Annotated in this window: 14 protein-coding genes; 3 read left to right on the top strand and 11 right to left on the bottom strand. The window is 62.8% G+C overall.

What is annotated here, in order from left to right:
* Nucleotides 1-66 precede the first annotated feature (66 nt).
* Complete coding sequence (locus RB623_RS05495; protein ID WP_308055756.1) at nucleotides 67-2775, top strand: UvrD-helicase domain-containing protein; 2709 nt, start codon at nucleotides 67-69, stop codon at nucleotides 2773-2775.
* 69 nt (nucleotides 2776-2844) lie between these two features.
* The gene (locus RB623_RS05490; protein ID WP_308055755.1) at nucleotides 2845-4269 is read left to right on the top strand and encodes a hypothetical protein; all 1425 of its coding nucleotides are present in this window, start codon (nucleotides 2845-2847) and stop codon (nucleotides 4267-4269) included.
* 238 nt (nucleotides 4270-4507) lie between these two features.
* On the opposite strand, the gene RB623_RS05485 is transcribed toward RB623_RS05490, so the two are convergent.
* The 4 genes from RB623_RS05485 to RB623_RS30325 are packed head-to-tail and all read right to left on the bottom strand — an operon-like array spanning nucleotide 4508 to nucleotide 6342.
* Nucleotides 4508-4855: a hypothetical protein gene (locus RB623_RS05485; RefSeq protein ID WP_308055754.1), complete on the bottom strand. Its 348-nt coding sequence runs from the start codon at nucleotides 4853-4855 to the stop codon at nucleotides 4508-4510.
* Nucleotides 4852-5589: a thiocyanate hydrolase subunit gamma gene (scnC, locus tag RB623_RS05480; protein WP_308055753.1), complete on the bottom strand. Its 738-nt coding sequence runs from the start codon at nucleotides 5587-5589 to the stop codon at nucleotides 4852-4854. Before scnC ends, RB623_RS05485 begins: the two co-directional genes overlap by 4 nt.
* A gap of 29 nt (nucleotides 5590-5618) precedes the next feature.
* Nucleotides 5619-5930 carry an SH3-like domain-containing protein gene (locus RB623_RS30330; protein WP_374121641.1) on the bottom strand — a complete coding sequence of 104 codons (312 nt, stop codon included), beginning with the start codon at nucleotides 5928-5930 and terminating at the stop codon, nucleotides 5619-5621.
* Nucleotides 5917-6342: a hypothetical protein gene (locus tag RB623_RS30325; protein WP_374121640.1), complete on the bottom strand. Its 426-nt coding sequence runs from the start codon at nucleotides 6340-6342 to the stop codon at nucleotides 5917-5919. The genes RB623_RS30330 and RB623_RS30325 overlap by 14 nt, the downstream gene beginning before the upstream one ends.
* Before the next feature lie 776 nt (nucleotides 6343-7118).
* Here RB623_RS30325 and RB623_RS05470 point away from each other — a divergent pair.
* Complete coding sequence (locus RB623_RS05470; RefSeq protein ID WP_308055752.1) at nucleotides 7119-7787, top strand: Crp/Fnr family transcriptional regulator; 669 nt, start codon at nucleotides 7119-7121, stop codon at nucleotides 7785-7787.
* A 45-nt stretch (nucleotides 7788-7832) separates the two neighbouring features.
* On the opposite strand, the gene RB623_RS05465 is transcribed toward RB623_RS05470, so the two are convergent.
* From RB623_RS05465 to RB623_RS05435, 7 genes are all read right to left on the bottom strand, one after another.
* Nucleotides 7833-9848, bottom strand: coding sequence for a putative 2-aminoethylphosphonate ABC transporter permease subunit (locus RB623_RS05465; protein WP_308055751.1), 2016 nt, complete (start codon nucleotides 9846-9848; stop codon nucleotides 7833-7835).
* 1 nt (nucleotide 9849) lies between these two features.
* Nucleotides 9850-10983, bottom strand: coding sequence for a putative 2-aminoethylphosphonate ABC transporter ATP-binding protein (locus RB623_RS05460; RefSeq protein ID WP_308055843.1), 1134 nt, complete (start codon nucleotides 10981-10983; stop codon nucleotides 9850-9852).
* 129 nt (nucleotides 10984-11112) lie between these two features.
* Nucleotides 11113-12135, bottom strand: a complete 1023-nt coding sequence (locus RB623_RS05455) for a putative 2-aminoethylphosphonate ABC transporter substrate-binding protein (RefSeq protein ID WP_308055750.1) — start codon at nucleotides 12133-12135, stop codon at nucleotides 11113-11115.
* 220 nt (nucleotides 12136-12355) lie between these two features.
* Nucleotides 12356-13195, bottom strand: coding sequence for an EamA family transporter (locus RB623_RS05450; protein ID WP_308055749.1), 840 nt, complete (start codon nucleotides 13193-13195; stop codon nucleotides 12356-12358).
* A gap of 283 nt (nucleotides 13196-13478) precedes the next feature.
* Nucleotides 13479-14936 (bottom strand): phosphonoacetaldehyde dehydrogenase, encoded by a 1458-nt coding sequence (phnY, locus tag RB623_RS05445; RefSeq protein ID WP_308055748.1) that lies wholly within the window; start codon nucleotides 14934-14936, stop codon nucleotides 13479-13481.
* Nucleotides 14937-15163: 227 nt separating this feature from the next.
* Complete coding sequence (gene phnA, locus RB623_RS05440) at nucleotides 15164-16420, bottom strand: phosphonoacetate hydrolase (protein ID WP_308055747.1); 1257 nt, start codon at nucleotides 16418-16420, stop codon at nucleotides 15164-15166.
* A 23-nt stretch (nucleotides 16421-16443) separates the two neighbouring features.
* Nucleotides 16444-17631, bottom strand: coding sequence for a 2-aminoethylphosphonate--pyruvate transaminase (locus RB623_RS05435; RefSeq protein ID WP_308055746.1), 1188 nt, complete (start codon nucleotides 17629-17631; stop codon nucleotides 16444-16446).
* Nucleotides 17632-17643: the final 12 nt, after the last annotated feature.

Below are 17643 nucleotides of genomic sequence, written 5' to 3'. Positions count from 1 at the left end.
TTGCTTTCGGTACAAAACGGAAACCTCGCCTAGCCTTTCCGCCCCGAATCACTACATTCGGGGTCTATGGCCGGCCAGCCCGACGACATCCCGTTCTTCGACGACGACGCACCCCGTGCGCCGGGCAGCGAAGCCGTGCGTTCGAGCCAGGGCGGCATCGCGGCGCGCGCCATGGCGGCGCGACAGGGCCACAACAGCGCGCCCGCCTATCTCACCGGCCTGAACCCGGAGCAGCGGCTGGCGGTGGAGACCACCGAGGGCCCGGTGCTGGTGCTGGCCGGCGCAGGCACCGGCAAGACCCGCGTGCTCACCACCCGCATCGCCCATATCCTTGCCACCGGCCGCGCCTGGCCAAGCCAGATCCTCGCCGTCACCTTCACCAACAAGGCGGCGCGCGAGATGAAACAGCGCGTCGGCATCCTTGTCGGCGAGCAAGTCGAGGGCATGCCGTGGCTCGGCACCTTTCACTCGATCGGCGTAAAAATGCTGCGCCGCCACGCCGAACTCGCCGGCCTGCGCTCCGACTTCACCATTCTGGATACCGACGACCAGATCCGGCTGATCAAACAGCTCATCCAGGCCGAAGGGCTGGACGACAAGCGCTGGCCGGCGCGCCAGTTCGCCCAGATGATCGACGGCTGGAAGAACAAGGGGCTCGGACCCTCCGAGATCGCGGAAGGCGACGCCCGCGCCTTCGCCAACGGAAAAGGCCGCGAACTCTACAAGGCCTATCAGGACCGGCTGGCGACGCTCAATGCCTGCGATTTCGGCGATCTGCTCTGCCACCCGATCCGCATCTTCCGAAAGCACCACGACGTGCTGGCGGAATACCACCGCCGGTTCAAATACATTTTGGTCGACGAGTATCAGGATACGAACACGGCGCAGTACATGTGGCTGCGGCTCCTGGCGCAGCGGCCAACGAGTTCGCGCCCCACCTCCCCCTCGAGGGGGGAGGTCGCGCCGCGCAGCGGCACGGGTGGGGGTGACTTCGACCAACACCCCACCCCGGACCTACGGTCCGACCCTCCCCCTCCAGGGGAGGGTAAGGCCTCCGTAAACATCTGCTGCGTCGGCGACGACGATCAGTCCATCTACGGCTGGCGCGGCGCCGAGGTCGACAACATCCTGCGCTTCGACAAGGATTTTCCGGGCGCCACCGTCATTAGGCTGGAGCGCAATTACCGCTCCACCGCCCACATATTGGGTGCCGCCTCCCACCTCATCGCCCACAACGAGGGCCGGCTGGGCAAAACCCTGTTCACCGACCGCGACGACCCCGAAGAGGGCAAGGTCAACGTCCACGCCGCCTGGGACTCCGAGGAGGAAGCCCGCGCCGTCGGCGAGACCATCGAGCAGTACCAGCGCCAGGGCCACCTCTTGAACGACATGGCGATCCTGGTGCGCGCCTCCTTCCAGATGCGCGAGTTCGAGGACCGTTTCGTCACGCTCGGCCTCAACTACCGCGTCATCGGCGGCCCGCGTTTCTACGAGCGCCAGGAAATCCGCGACGCCATGGCGTATCTCCGCGTCGTCGCCCAGCCCGCCGACGACCTCGCCTTCGAGCGCATCGTCAACGTGCCGAAGCGCGGCCTGGGCGAGGCGGCGATCCGCCAGGTCCACGACACCGCCCGCGCGCTGGGCATCCCGATGCTCGCCGCCGCCGAAAAGCTCGCGGAAAGCGACGAGATGAAGCCAAAACCGCGCGCAGCACTCCGCCAGATCGCCGCGAATTTTTCCCGCTGGCAGGAGCTTCTGGAGACCAGCCCGCACACCGAGCTTGCGGAAACCATTCTGGAAGAATCCGGCTACACCGAGATGTGGAAGAACGACCGCTCGGCCGAAGCGCCGGGTCGGCTTGAAAATTTGAAGGAGCTCATCCGCTCCATGGAGGAATACGAGTCGCTGCGCTCTTTTTTGGAGCATGTCGCGCTGGTCATGGATTCTGAGCAGAACGCCGAGCTCGACGCCGTCTCGATCATGACGCTGCATTCGGCCAAGGGTCTGGAGTTCGAGACGGTCTTCCTGCCCGGCTGGGAGGAAGGCCTGTTCCCGCACCAGCGCGCGCTCGACGAGGGCGGCCGCTCCGGCCTGGAGGAAGAGCGCCGCCTCGCCTATGTCGGCGTCACCCGCGCCAAAAAGAACCTGCACATCTGGTTCGTGTCGAACCGGCGCATCCACGGCCTGTGGCAGTCGACCATCCCCTCGCGTTTCCTCGACGAATTGCCCGAGGCGCATGTCGAGGTGCAGGAGGCGGGCAATTCCTACGGCGGCTATGGCAACGCCTATGGCGGCCGCGCCGGCGGTTTTTCCGAACCCGGCCGCCGCAACCCCTACGGCGCCTCGCGCTTCGACAGCATCGGCTCGCCGTCGGGCGGCGCTGCCGCGCGCGGCGACCAGAGGGCCGATGCCGGCCGCGCCTTCTCCAACACCTACGCCACCCCCGGCTGGCAGCGCGCCCAGCAGAACCGCACCGAGGCCACCGACCGCAACTGGGGCACCCGCTCCGGCCACCAGGTCGAGCGCATCGGCTATGGCGAAACCGATTCCGGCTACGGCGCCGGGCGGGGCTCGGTAAAAGGCAAAACCATCGACGGCGAACTCGTCGCCAAATCCGTCGCCGACAAGCCCTCCCCCTTCACCGTCGGCGACCGCGTCTTCCACCAGAAATTCGGCAACGGTAATATTGCTGCCATCGAGGGCAACAAGCTGACCATCGATTTCGATCGAGCCGGGCAGAAGAAGGTGCTGGATGGGTTTGTGACGGGGGTGTGAGGTCTAAAAATAACAATAGATACCGGAATTTCTTAAGTTTAGACTCCCAGAATTCCCAAGAGGATGGATATGAAGACCATTGGGACTGTCAATACTGAAATAGCTGGAATAGACGATTACATCGAATATTTATCAGATTCATCTTTGAGAGACTATGATATAGTGGTTTTTGATCCGACATTTCCCCCACTATCACGGATATATTTCAATGGTGGGGGATCTTGTATTGATATCGATAGCACAAATAAACTAAAAGCCGCAATTTCGCATTGGCGGGGCGAAATCAGAAACGCCTTGCAATCCGGAAAGAACGTTTTTGTTTTACTCGCAAGCTCAAGTGACGATCAATGCGCCACAGGATACACAACACCAAGAAAAGATCAGAGAAATTATAACACCTCATCTATAAACAATTACAACTCCATTCCAGTCAAGATTGAAGTATCAAATACCAGAGGTCGCCGTATAAAGGTATCCCAGAGCGAATACAAAGGCTTGTATGAATCCATAAAGGAAACTGTAGAATACAAAGCGATTATAAAATCTCAATTAACAAAAAAGTTATTTTTAACAAACGATAACACCGAGGCTGTTGGAGGAATTATGGCGTTCCAGGAATATACTGGGCATTTGATTCTACTACCTTACTTCAACATGTCTGATATGATCGAGGAACGGAACGGTGAAGACGTTTGGACGGCGGGTGCGTTAAAAATTGGCAGGGCCTTCACAGGGCAGATAGTCGAAATCGATAAACTGTTAAGGTCCGATGTAGCCGGCACACCAAAGCCAAGCTGGATTGAAAACATCCCCGTGCCGGAAATTGTGACTGAAATTGACCACAGTATCTCAATTATTGATAAAGAAATAGAGGACCTCAATAATTCCAGGATAAATAAGGAAAGTGAAAAACTGTCATTTTTGAGATACCAAGCGTTACTCTACGAGAATGGAAAGGTACTGGAAGAATCAATTGAGATTGCCCTTAATATTCTTGGATATCAAGTCGAAAATTTTCGAAATGACGACCTGGAGATTGATCATATATTGATAGGTCCAAGTGGTCTGAGAATGATTGGTGAGTCCGAGGGCAAGGATAATTCGGCTGTTGACATTACCAAGTTTAGGCAGCTTGAAACGAATATCAACGAGGACTTTGCGCGAGAAGACATTGAAACTCCCGCCAAGGGAATTCTGTTCGGAAACGCATATCGGCTAACGGAGCCAAGTATGCGGGCAAGTGACTTTACAAGCAAATGCCTTACCAATTCTCGGCGACTCGGTACCGCTCTTGTAAGGACACGAGATTTGTACAATGCAGTCGTGTATGCTCTCAATAATCCGACAGACAGTGAGTTTAAGGAAAAGTGTCGGCAGGCAATTGAGTTGACGGTTGGAGATATAGTCGTTTTTCCTTTACCTGCCTCCCTCACCGACAGCCTAACCGAAGAGATCGATAAGGGAATAAATTCCTCTTCAGAGACTAAAGGATAAAGCCCTCAGTTCAACTTCGCGTAGGCACCTCCGGGGGCAGTTTACTTTCTTTCCGCAGAAAATAGCGGCAGTTCAGAACAACGCGCAAGCGGAAAAAGTAAACAGGCCCCTGCACTCACCCCTCCACATACTTATGCAAAATCGAATTGATCAGCGTCTGATACGGCATGCCCTCCTCCGCCGCGCGCGCCTTCAGCCGGGCAGGTCGCGCTCGGAGATCGAAATGCGCTGGGCGCGCTCAGCCGGCCTCCAGCCGTTGGCGGACAGTGCGCAGCCGCTCGCTCAGGTCCTGTTCGCTCAGCAGGCCGCGGCTGAGCAGGATATGGGCGAGCGAGAGAAGCTGCTGTTCCGGTCCCGGGATTTGCCGGTAAAGCGTCTCGCCGAGCCGGTCCTCGATATGCCGCCGTTCGAGCGAGGGCAACGCCTCGCCGACGGAGAGGCATTCCAGGGTGGCGTAGAGGCTCACTTTCCAGGGTGGGTCCGCGTCGGTCACGCCGTAGCGGGGCGCGATATTGGCCCAGGCGTGGTCCTCGGCGTGCAGGGTTTCCAGCAGCTTGATGGGTGTGTCGCCGACGGTGGCGGTCATGGGCGCGCCTCGGTTTCGTGCGGGACGGGGCGTCGGGCCTTGTGCACCGGGCGAGTGTCGTCGGCGGTGCGGCCGGCCCGGGGCAGGGCGACGCCGATCATCGTGTCGCGGGTAACGATTTCGGCGAGTTGTTCCTCGCTCCAGCCCTCGGTGCCGCCGGGACGCGCTGGCAGTACCATGAAGCGGCATTTCTGGTTGGAGTCCTCGACGCGGATCTCGACCTCGGGCGACATGAGCAGGCCGAATTCGGCGAGCACCTGACGCGGCCAGCGGATCAGGCGGCGGCGGTAGTTGGGCGAGCGGTACCAGTAGGGCGAGTGTCCCAGCAGCGGGCGCGGGTAGCAGGAGCAGAGCGTGCACACGATAACGTGGTGCAAGGTCGGGGTATCCTCCAGCACGCGCAGGTTCATGTAGTCGCTGGGCGTGCCGGAGCCGGTGGGCTCGGTCCAGTCGATGCCGATTTCCTTGCAGGCCTCGACGGCATCGTTCAGGACGCGGGCCTTGTATGCCGGGTCGGTCCAGGCCTTGGCGACGAGGCGCGAGCCGGCGGCGGGGCCGATCTGTTCGGCCCATTCGGTGAATTTGCGATGGTCCTCGGCGGTGAACAGGCCTTTCTCGATGGCGAGTTCACGGACGGCGATTTCCAGCACCTCGAAATCGGTGATTTCCTCGACCATGGGTGCGGCCGGGTGTTCGTGGTCATGCTCGTGATCGTGGTCGTGCGAATGCGACACGGTGGGCCCTCCTCCTGGAAGATCTCGTCTTAATTGTTTGCCGGTTCGAGCCAGCCGTCGGGCAACTCGGTCTGCAGCGTGTCGGCCGCGAACGGGTATTCCGGCCAGAGATCTTTCTGGCGGAAGCGGACGATATAATATTGCTCGCGCCGCGCGTCGTCGCGGTTCCAGGCCTCGTCTTCCGGCGTCAGATCCTCGTAGGTGCGTGCGGCGATGGTGCCGGTGACGCTGCGGACGTACATTTGCGTGCGTGTGTAGAAGAGGTTGGGCAGTTCGCGCACGCGGACGCGGTCGCCGACGTTGAAGCGCGCCGGCACGCCGGCGGATTTATCGCTGCTCATTGCGTGCCTTGACCTCCGCGACCTTTTCCAGAAGCTCGGTGAGTGTGACGTGGTTCTTGTCGACCAGCATCCGGGCGGCGGACCAGATCCAGCGGCCGTAATACGGAAAACCGTAATAGAGCGAGGCGCCGAGGTCGTTATTGCCGCGGCGGCGGCGTTCCTCGGAGTTCCAGATGCCGCGCCAGCCCAGGACCTCACAGGTGACGTAGGTGTTGAGTTCCCAGAGCTCCTCCTCCTTTTCCTCGTAGCGCACGGGGGAGTCGGCCTGGCCGCCGACATCGTGGGGCGGGACCATGTAGGCGGTGAATTCACCGTTGGCGATTTCGTACGGCCAGTCGTTTTGCTGGTGGTGGACCGGGCTGAATTGGGCGCTCGTGGAATAATATTTACTTAGCTCGTCTCTCGTGGGCATCGCTTTGCACCCTCATTTTCTTGCCAGCGCGTCGAGGCGATCTCTCTGAGGAAAACTTTGTCACTCCATCAAGCGGATAGAGATACAACCTACGGTCGTTGCCTGTAAAGTGATGATAACGGCGAGGTTACAGTTGCATTTCACCACAGTTGCCCTTCACTCGATCATCGGGGCTGTGGCTGGTCACGGCCTATGGCATAGGCGTTGCTCGGCGTCGTGCTCGCGAAGTCCGGCTATCTCGCGGAGGAAAACAGGAACGGTGGGGATATCGGGCGGCGTGACGGATACGCAAAACCCTTTTCCGTCACGCCGCCAGCCGGACCGGCCCTTTTGGCGAAGTGGGCGCGGTGCCTCGGGTTCGGGGAGGGCGAAACCGAGAAACGTCCGCGCAAAAACTTCGCCGTCCGGTCCGGCTGGTTCGAAACTCAGCGCAGGGCGTGTTGCTTGAACGTGCGGCGGCTGGCCGGCCCGGGGCCGCGCATATAATGAAGCTCCGGCCGGTAACGCGGGACGAAAAAGTCGCGGATTGCTTCCGCCAGTCTTACAACGATTGCCAATGGTTCCATGATCGTACCCTCCCCTGCCCCATCGCCGGTAGATGGGCCGGCAACGGCCAGGTGATGATGGAAGGATACGGCGGGCGCGCCCGCCGCGCTGTGGGGATTCGCACACCGCCCTAAAAATTTGCGGCGCGGCGCTTTCGCCGCTATTCGGGGTCCCGAACCGCTTTCGAGGGCGAGGCAAGGCAAAACCCATCGGGCGTGGGAGGATTTTTCATGACAGCCGTTCCGGCCTTTCTGTCGAGATTGTGCGAGGCCGACCGCGCCGCGCTGTCCGAGCGCTGGACGACGGCGAGCTTTCTGCACAGCGAATTCATCGTCGCCCATGGCGACCTGAGCCGCGACGTGTTCTTCCTGCTCGAAGGGCGGGCGCGCGTCACTCTCTATTCGGAGGACGGCAAGGAGATCGCCTATCGCGATCTCGCAGCCGGCGACATTTTCGGCGAGCTCGCCTGCATCGACGGCAAGGAGCGCTCCGCCAGCGTCGTGGCGCGCGAGCCGACCCATGTCGCCCACCTGCCGCCCGCCACGTTCCGCAAACTGGTGGAAAACCATCCGCGGCTTGCCTGGACGCTGCTCGAGCATCTGTCGACGCTGCTCAGGCGCATGACCGACCGCGTCTACGAGTTCAGCACGCTGGTGGTGCGCGAGCGGCTGATCCTGGAGCTGCTCCGCCGCGCCGAGGAGGCGGGGCCGCTGCACGGAAAGGTATCGATCAGCCCGGCGCCGACCCATTTCGAGCTGGCGGCGCAGATCAGCACGCATCGCGAGGCGGTGTCGCGCGAGATGAGCGACCTGGCCAAGCGCGGGCTGATCGAGAAGCGCGGCAACAGCCTTGTGCTGCACGACCTTGCCGCTTTGGAGGCGCTGGCGGGGCAAGCATGACCAGCGGCAGTGGCGCTTCGTTCGCAGCCGCTCTTGCCCGAGGCCCTACCTGATCCGCCAGCTCTGGGTGCGCTTGAGCACGACCCGCGAGAACAGCGCATGCAGGATGCGCACGCCGGCATTGGTGTAGAAAATCATCATGCCCATGGCGGCCGCCGGCGCGACGTCGCCGGCGTCGTCCATGTTGAGCACGGCCACCGACGCGAGCTGCGTGTGGGTGGAATAGAGAAACACAACCGCCGACACTGTCGTCATGGCGTTGACGAACAGGTAGATCGAGATGTCGAGGATCGCCGGCAGGCAGACAGGCACGGTCACCCGGAAGAACAGTTTGTGGAACGGCTGCTTCAGCGACGCGGCGACGGGCTCGAACTCTCGGTCGATCTGCTTCAGCGCCGTCAGCGCGGTCAGGTGCGCCACCGTGTAGAAATGCGTGACGGTGCAGACGACGAGGATCGCCATGGTGCCGTAGATGCCGTTGAGCGGATTGGCGGGATTGTTGAAGAAGAAGATGTAGGCCAGCCCCAGCACCATGCCCGGCACCGCCATCGGCAGCATGGCGAGGAAATGGAACGCCGCGCGCCCTGCCCCGAACCCGTCGGTCTTCTCGACCATGTAGGCGCCGGTGAACACCACCACCGTGCCGAAGACGGCGGTCAGCAGCGCCAGCCGGATCGAGTTCCAGTAGGAGGCCCAGCCGCCGCCATCCATCCTGTCGAAGGCGAAATTGTTGAGGCCGAGGCTCATATCGTAGGGCCAGAGTTTCACCAGCGCCGCAAGCTGGCAGACCCCGATGATGGTGAGGATGAACAGGGCGACCAGCGCGCACCACGCGAAGCAGAGCGCGTCGAAACGCGGATTCTTTTTCGGCTGGTAGGGCACGGCGCGCGCCGAAAGCAGCGCCACCTGGCGCTTCTGCATCAGCCGGTCGACGGCGAACGCCACCACCGCCGGCACCAGCAGGATCACCGACACCACCGCGCCCATCTCGAAATTCTGCTGGCCGATCACCTGCTTGTAGATGTCGACGGCGAGCATGTTGTATTGGCCGCCAATGACTTTGGGCAGGCCGAAATCGGTGATCACCAGCGTGAACACCACGAAGGCAGCGGAGATGATGCCGTAGCGCGCGCCGGGCACGGTGACGGTCCAGAAGGTGCGCCAGCGGCTGGCCCTGAGCGAGGCCGCCGCCTCGTAGTGGCGGGCGTCGGAGATGGACAGCGCCGTCGAAATGATCAGGAAGGCGTGCGGCAGGGTGAAAAACACCGAGCCGACGACGATGCCGATCGGCCCGTAGATCGAGTGCCCCATCAGCAGGCCCTTCAGCATGCCCTGGTTGCCGAAAAGGTAGACGAGCGCGATGCCGGGCAGCAGCGACGGCACCAGGATCGGCAGCGCGGTGACCAGCCGGAAAAAACCTTTGAACGGCATCAGGCTGCGGCTGAGCGCATAGGCGAGCCCGAAGGCGACCGCGGTGGTGATCACCGTACTGAGGCTCGCCATCAGCACGGAATTCCAGATCGAGCGCGACAGCGCCGGCGTGCCGAAATACGCCGCGAAATTGTCGAGGCCGTAAGCCTGCATCGGGCGCAGCGTCACGCGGCGAAAAGTGTTGGAATCGAATTCCTGCCAGGTGATGCCGCCGCCCGGCTGCGACCCGACCAGCCAGCGCGTCTGCTCGCTGGTGCCGCGCAGCCGGTACTTGACCGGGCTGCGGAAGCTGAAATCCTTGAAGAAGCTGGTTGCCGCCAGACGGCTGTCGGAGCCGGCGGCGAGATCGGCGGCCGGTACCGCGCCGGTGGCGGCGTTCAGCGCCTGTGCAGTCGCCGGCGCGTTCCAGTTGGCCCCGGTCTCGTCGCTGACCTGGAATTCGAACTGCGAAAGGTCGAAGCAGTAGATCGACACCGACTTCGACAGCATGACGTAGAGCGGCGCCGCCAGCGAGAACAGCAGGTAGAGCGAGATCACGACCATAAGGCCGCGCTTGACGAGGTCGTCGCGGTCGAGCGATTGCCGCAGCGTCTTTCCCGGCGGCAGGACGGCTGCGGCGGAGGCCGCCATGTCAGGCGCTCCGCGCGAAGACGAGCAGGCGCTCGGCCGGGATCTCGACGCGCATCTGGCCACCAGCCGCGATGCCCAGTCGGCGCACGGCGTTGATGGAAAAATCGGCGATCAGCGGGGTTTCGCCGAACCGTTCTGCGGCGAGCCGAACCCGCCAGAAGGCGCCGAGATATTCCATGCCAACCACATTTGCCTCGAGCAGGTTTTCCGGCGTGCCGACCGCCTCGCCATCGCTCGCCTTTGCCGCGTGCGGAATGATGTCGACCGGCCGGATCACCGCCGTGACCTCGGCTCCCGCAGCGAGGCGGTTTTCGGCGCAGCGCAGGCCGCCCGCGCCGAAGGCGACACGTTTGGCATCGACGAGCTTCGTTGCGATCTTGTTGGTTTCGCCGATGAAATCGGCGACGAACAGCGATTTCGGGTGCCGGTAGATTTCCGTCGGCGTGCCGACCTGCTCGATCACGCCGTGGTTCATCACCACGATGCGATCGGCCATCGACAGGGCCTCTTCCTGGTCGTGGGTCACCATGATGGTGGTGACGCCAAGCCGGCGCTGCAATTCCTTGATCTCGTGGCGCAGATGCACCCGCACCTTGGCGTCGAGCGCCGAAAGCGGCTCGTCGAGCAGGAGCAGGCCCGGCGAGATCGCCATGGCGCGGGCGAGCGCGATGCGTTGCTGCTGGCCGCCGGAAAGCTGCGCCGGATATTTTTTGGCCTGGCTGGCGAGCCCAACCAGCGCCAGCAATTCCTGAACCCGCGCCTCGACCTCGGCGCGTGGCCGCCCGGTGTTCTCCAGTCCGAAGGCGATGTTCTTCTCGATCGTCAGGTTGGGAAACAGCGCATAGGACTGGAAGACGATGCCGTAGTCGCGCTTCGACGGCGGCAGCACCGAGATGTCGCGGCCCGCCTGCACGACCATGCCGCGCGTCTGCAGGTCGAGCCCGGCAATGGCGCGCAGCAGCGTGGTCTTGCCGCAGCCGGACGGACCGAGGAAACAGACGAACTCCCCTTCCTTGACGTCCAGCGAGACGTCCTTCAACGCGAGGAAGTCGCCAAAGCTCTTCCACACACCGGAGATCCGGAGATAGGCCGGCGCGTCGCGGTTCGGCTCGGAAGGTCTTACCGGCACCCGCACCTGGTTCTCCGCCGCGATCGGCTCATGTCTCAAATCCGTGCTCCATGCCTGCTGCGGAGCGCAAAAACTCCAGATATGCGTCGCATGCGGGGCGCCGCTCGGCGCGGCGCCCGACCGTCGCCAAAAGGCTCAGGTTTTCGGCTCGGACTTGCTGTCGTAGCGCTTCTGCCACTCTTCGAGGATTTTGGCGCGGTTGTTGGCCGCCCACTCGAAGTCGTTCTTGATCATCCTGGTGGGAATATCGGCCGGCAGGTGTTCCACCGGCTTGGCGATTCCCGGATAGGCCAGCACGGCATAGCCGGCATTGTACATCTCGTTGGCCTCCTTGGTCACCGACCAGTCGACGAGCTTCTTGGCCGCCTCGAGGTTCGCCGTGCCGGCGATGATGGCGGTCGCCTCCGCCTCCCAGCCCGAACCCTCTTCCGGAAAGATGATGTCGATCGGCGCGCCCGATGATTTTGCCTTGGCACCGGGGAATTCGAAGGAAACGCCGATCACCGTTTCGCCGGCGGCCGCCATCTTGCAAGGCTTGGAACCGGAATGGGTATAGGCCGCGATGTTTTCGTGCAGGCCGTCCATGAATTTCCAGGCGTCTTCCTCGCCAAAGGTCTGGATCCATGCCGAGACGTCGAGGAAGCCGGTGCCCGAGGAGTTCGGATTCGGCATGACGACATGGCCCTTGTATTCCGGCTTGGTGAGGTCCTTCCAGCTCTTCGGCGGGGTCAGGCCGAGTTTCTCGGCCTCGACGGTGTTGTAGCAGAGCGCAGCGACATAGGCGTCCATGCCGACCCAGCTCGGCGGGGTGTCGCTGTCGACGAATTTCGGATCGAGTTTTTCGACGCCGGCCGGTGCATAGGCTTCCAGCATGCCTTCGCCCTTGAGCAGCAGCAGCGAGGTCGCCGCGATGCCCCACACCACGTCGGCCTGGGGGTTGTTCTTTTCGGCCAGCAGTTTTGCGGTCATAACGCCGGTGGAATCGCGGACCCAGTTGATCTTGATGTCCGGATTGGCGGCCTCGAAGGTCTGCTTGTAGCGATCGAGGTCGACGGCCTCGACCGAGGTGTAGACGGTGAGCTGCGTTTCGGCCAGCACGGCGGACGACGACAGAAGCAGCACGGCAAGGCTGGATGCGGTGGATTTCGTGAACGTCATGGCTTTTCCCCTGGTTCTGCGGCGGCAGTTTTTGTTGGGAGAGTTCTTTGGCCCTGCGCACGCGCGCCGGTCCTCTCCGCTTGTCCGAAAGGCAGCGGCGATGACACTGCGACTGCCCGCTCCGCCATTGGCCGCCACTTCCTTCAGGATAGTGCAAACCGGCGTTCAATAAGGGAAATCTATTTATCTTATGTTTTGAAAAGTTCTGACGATGAACCGGCTAATCGAACACGGCCAGAGTGACGACGCCGGCGGCAACGATCATCGCCGAGATGAGCCGGCCCAGCCACGGCCGCTCGCCGAAGAACACCACGCCGATCAGGGCCGCGATGACCACGCTGGATTCGCGGGTCGCCGAGACCGCGCCGATCGGCGCGAAGGTCTTGACCCAGAGCACGGTGGCGTAGGCGGCGACCGAAAACACGCCGCCGACCATGCCGATCCCGAAGACTTTCCAGTCGAAGGCGACCGCCTTGCGCCGCCGCTGCCACAGGATCGCGAACATCACCGGCGATTCCAGCAGGAACAGCCAACCGATGTAACCCAGCGGGGCCTCCGACAGCCGCACGCCGATACCGTCGGCGATGGAGTAGCCGGCAATCGTGAGCCCGAGCAGCGACGCCACCCCGACGGCGCGGCGGTCGGCATGCGCCGCGCCGCGCTGGATCGCCAGGAAGAAGATGCCGAGCGACACCGCGAACAGTCCGGTCCAGCCGAGCGGCGTGAGGTTCTCGCCAATGATCAGGAAAGTGCCGACCGCCACCAGCGCCGGCGCCAGACCGCGCGAGATCGGATAGACCTGACTGAGGTCGCCCAGCCTGTAGGCCTGGAACAGCAGCACGTAATAGGCGTAGTGGATCAGCGTGGAGGCGGCGATCGACGGCCAGCTCGCCATTGCCGGCGGCGCGCTTACCAAGATCAGCACAAGCCCCCCGACGGCATGCATCGCCGCCACCGCCGCGATCGTCAGCGCGCGGTCGGACGCCGCCTTGACCAGCGCGTTCCAACTGGCGTGCAGCACGGCGGCGGAAAGCACGAGGGTGAGTGCGAATGCGGACATTTCTGTTCCTGCCCGCCGTCAGCCAGGCCGACGGCGGGTTCGGCGATACCGGAAGTCGATCGTCGATTTCGTTCGCCAGCTAAACGCTACGTGGCCGCCAGGCATTGTGCCACGGCGGAGGTTTTCTTGCCCGCCCGAGACTGGCTCGAAATGGATCAGGGCGGAGCGAAAACGGTGATTTGCGGGCTCGCGAAGCGACGAGCGGAGCGTACATCAAGTACGTGAGCACCGGAGCACAGCAAAGCGCCGTTTGCAGCCCGCCCTCATCCATTTCGTGCAAGTCTCAACCCCAAGGTAAGGAGAAGGTCTTCACATTGGTAAAACTCTTCATCGCCTCGATGACGCCTTCCTTGAAGCCGTTGCCGGAATCCTTGATGCCGCCGAAGGGACTCATCTCGATGCGGTAGCCCGGCACTTCCCAGATGTTGACCGTGCCGACCTTCAGCCCGGCGATGAACTTCTGCATGCGCCGGAAATCGTTGGTGCACACACCCGACGACAGGCCGAAGGCCGTCGAGTTCGACAGCATGATCAGCGCCTCGTCGTCGTCGGGCGCGCGCACGATCGGCACGATCGGCCCGAACGTCTCCTGCATCACCAACTCGGAGGAATGCGGCACGCGGTCGACCACGATCGGCGGCAGCAGCGCGCCCTGCCGGCCGGGATGGTAGAGGATTTCCGCCCCCGCCTCCGCTGCCATCTCGACGCGCCGCTCGAACAGCGCGGCGGCCTTCTCATGGATCACCGTGCCGAGATCGGTCGAGCGGTCCATCGGGTCGCCGAAGCGCAGCTTCTTGGCGCGCTCCAGCACGAGCGGCACGAAGCGGTCGGCCACTTTTTCCTGGACGAGAATGCGCTTCACCGCCGTGCAGCGCTGCCCCGAATTTTTCGTCGCCCCGGCCACGGCAAGGTCGGCGGCTTTCGCCAGGTCGTCGTCTGAGAGGTCGTTCAGCACGATCAGCGGGTCGTTGCCGCCGAGTTCCAGCACCTGCCTTTTGTAGCCCGCCTTCGAGGCGATCATTTTTCCGACCGACACGCCGCCGGTAAAAGTGATCAGGTCGATGTTGTCGTTCAAGATCATCTCGTCGCCGATCTCGGCCGGCCAGCCGGTTACGACCGACAGCATTTCCGGCGGCAGCCCGGCTTCGTAAAGGATGTCGGCCAGAACCAGCGCGGTCATAGGCGTCAATTCGGTCGGCTTGACCACCACGCAATTGTTGGTGGCGATCGCCGGCGCCACCTTGTGCGCCACCATGTTCAGCGGATGGTTGAACGGGGTGATCGCCGAGATCGCCCGCAGCGGCTCGCGGATCGTGAAAATCTTGCGCGCCTTGCCATGCGGGGTGAGATCGCAGGAAAAGATCTCGCCGTCGTCGTGGATCGTCATCTGCCCCGTCAGTGTGAACACGTCGAAGGCGCGCCCGACCTCGTAGAGCGAGTCGGTCTTGGAGATGCCGAGTTCCAGCGTGATCAGGTCGGAAATCTCCTCCTTACGAGCGGCCAGCGTCTCGGCGGTCTTCAGCAGGATTTTCTGGCGCTCGTAGCGCGTCAGTTTCGGCGTGTATTCCGCCGCGATCCGGAACGCCTCGCGGGCGTGATGCGCCTGCCCCGCCGGCACCGTGCCGATCACCACATCGGTAAAGGGATAACGCACCTCGACGAGCGCATCCGCATCGACCTTGCGGCCGGCAATGCGCATCGGCTCGTGGCGGACCTGGAAAGATGTTTGTGCCTTGGTCATGGGTGTATCCATTGTATTTATCGGTCGTGCGTCCTTCGAGGCTCGCCCGCCAATATTTTCGCTTTCCTCCCCGGCGCGCTGCGGGCTCGCACCTCAGGATGAGGGAGGTTGGCGCTGACCTCTCCGGCGAAGCTGCAACCAAGGGTCCTCATCCTGAGGTGCGAGCCCGCACGACGTAGGAGGTTCTGTTCAAACATCGACGGGCGAGCCTCGAAGGACGCACATCTTCAGCCCCGCGCCGCCGCCATCGTTGCGTAGTAGAAAGCATCGAAATTGCGCAGCGCCGGCGCCTCGGGCAGATCGGCGAGTTGGCGGTTGACGATGAACGGCACCGCCTGCTCGGTCAGCCCGCCATGCGAGCGCAGCGGCTCGTCGAGCGCCGCGAGATCGTGGCGGTGCTCGCTGGTGCCGATCGTCTTGTTCTCGGACGAGACGATGACGATGTCGCCGATCCTGTCCGCCGGCAGTTCGAAACGCACGCAGGCGGTCTCGCGATCGAGCACGACATCCAGCCCTTCGATCGCTGCCAGCCGCTTCATGATCGCCTCACGGTCCGCATCTGCCGGAAGGTAAGCCGTGGCGAACGAACCGAGCGCGCCGTGATGGACGACATAGGGATCGGTGATCGGCAGGATGACCCGCGCCGCTTCCATGCCCAGCCATTCGTCCAAAAGATCCTGCACGTAGATGACGTCCGGCGTGCCGTCGGCCTTGTGCTTGGGCTTCATGCCGTGGTCGGCGGTCACGACGATCGCCGCGCCCAGCGCGTCGAGTTGGGCGAGATAGCGATCGAACATGGCGTAGAAATCGTTGGCCTGCTTCACGCCCGGCGCGTATTTGTGCTGCACATAGTCGGTCGTGGTCAGGTACATCACGTCCGGCCGGAACTCCTTCAACAGCTTGACCCCGGCGGCGAAGACGAACTCCGAAAGCTCGGCGGAATAGACTTCCGGCACCGGCCGGCCCAGCCAGGCCGAGGCATTGTCGATGCCGTTTTCGGCCTTCGTCGCCTTGTCGGATTTTTCCGAGGAGAAGCAGACCGCTCGCCCATCCTCGAAGGACAGGCCATGGCCGAGCAGCGCCCGCAGCTTATCCTTGGCGGTTACAACCGCGACCTTGGCGCCAGCGTCGAAGAAGGCCTTGAAGATCGTCGGCGCGCGCAAGAAGCGCGGGTCGTTCATCATCACTTCCTGGCCGGTTTCCGGCTCATAGAGGTAATTGCCGCAGATGCCGTGGATGGAGGGCGGCCGGCCGGTGGCGATCGACAGATTGTTCGGATTGGTGAAGGACGGGATCACGCTATGCGCGGTGCGCACCGTGGCCTTCGCCTTGATCTTTTCCAGCGCCGGCATCAGGCCGGCGGCAATCGCCTCGTCGAGATAGGCAGGCTCGCAGCCGTCGAGGCAGATGGCGATGGCCGGCACGCTCGGCCAGGCATAGTCCCGGCCGTTGACGGTGACCGCGACGCGCGAAAACTGGTTCATGGCAATATCCTTTTCGAGCAGGCTCACGCGGCGAGTTTGGCGCGTTCGGCAATGGCGAGTGCCGGCGGCGCGGCGCTGTCCACGCCCATTTCGGTCAGGGATTCGCCCGCCGCCGCCACCACGCGGCGCATGACATGCTCGTCCATCCGGCCGATGCAGCCGACGCGGAAACTGTCCACCGCCGTCAGTTTGCCGGGATAGATGATGAAACCCTTGTCCTTCATCAGCCCATAGAAGCGGTCGAATGCAAAATTATGATGGGCGGGGTTGAAGAAGGTGACGATGATCGGCGACAGCCAGTCGTCGGAAAGCAGCGTCTCGAAGCCCAGTGAGCGCATGCCCGCGACCAGCACGTCACGGTTGCGGCGGTATCGCGCGCCGCGACCGGCGATGCCACCTTCCGCGGCATGTAGCCTCAGCGCTTCGAGGAAAGCCGCCACAACATGCGTCGGCGGTGTGAAGCGCCACTGGCCGGTCGTTTCCATATAGGCCCATTGCGCATGGACATCGAGGCTGAGCGAATGGCTGCGGCCCTTGGCGGCCTCCAGTTCGCTCTTGCGGGCGACGACGAAGCCGAAACCCGGCACGCCCTCGACACACTTGTTGGCCGACGACGCAAGCGCGTCGTAGCGAATGTTCCGCACGTCCAGGTCGACGGCGCCGAAGGCACTCATCGAGTCGATCAGCAGCCGCCGGCCCTTCGTCGCCACCACGTCGGCGATCTCGGCGACAGGGTTGAGGATGCCGGAGCTCGTCTCGCAATGGATGACGACGACATGGGTGATCGCCGGATCGGCGTCGAGCGCCGCCCCGACCTCTCCGCCGCGCGGCGGCAGGTAGTCTCCCTTATCGATCACCGTATGGGCGCGGCCGAGATAGGCGAGCGTCTGCGCGGCGCGCTGGCCGTAGGCGCCGTTGGCCAGCACCAGCACCTTGCCGTCGCGCGGCACGAACGAGCCGAGCATCGCCTCCACGGCAAAGGTGCCGCTGCCCTGCATCGGCACGCAGTCGAACTCGCCGCTCGTATCGCCAGCCAATGCAATCAGTTGACGCCGCAATTCGGCGGTCATTTCGCGAAAATCGCCATCCCACGAGCCCCAGTCTCGCAGCATCGCCTGCTTCACCGAATAGGCGGTCGTGAGCGGGCCAGGCGTCAGCAGATAGGGCTCTCCCATGGCGGGCGCCGAAAACGGTTCGGTGGTGTCGGGCATCTCGTCCTCCAT

Source organism: Mesorhizobium sp. LHD-90 (assembly GCF_030929505.1).
Lineage (GTDB): Bacteria > Pseudomonadota > Alphaproteobacteria > Rhizobiales > Rhizobiaceae > Kumtagia.
Note: the sequence above shows the minus strand (reverse complement) of the source record. Positions and strands in the feature narration are given on the sequence as shown.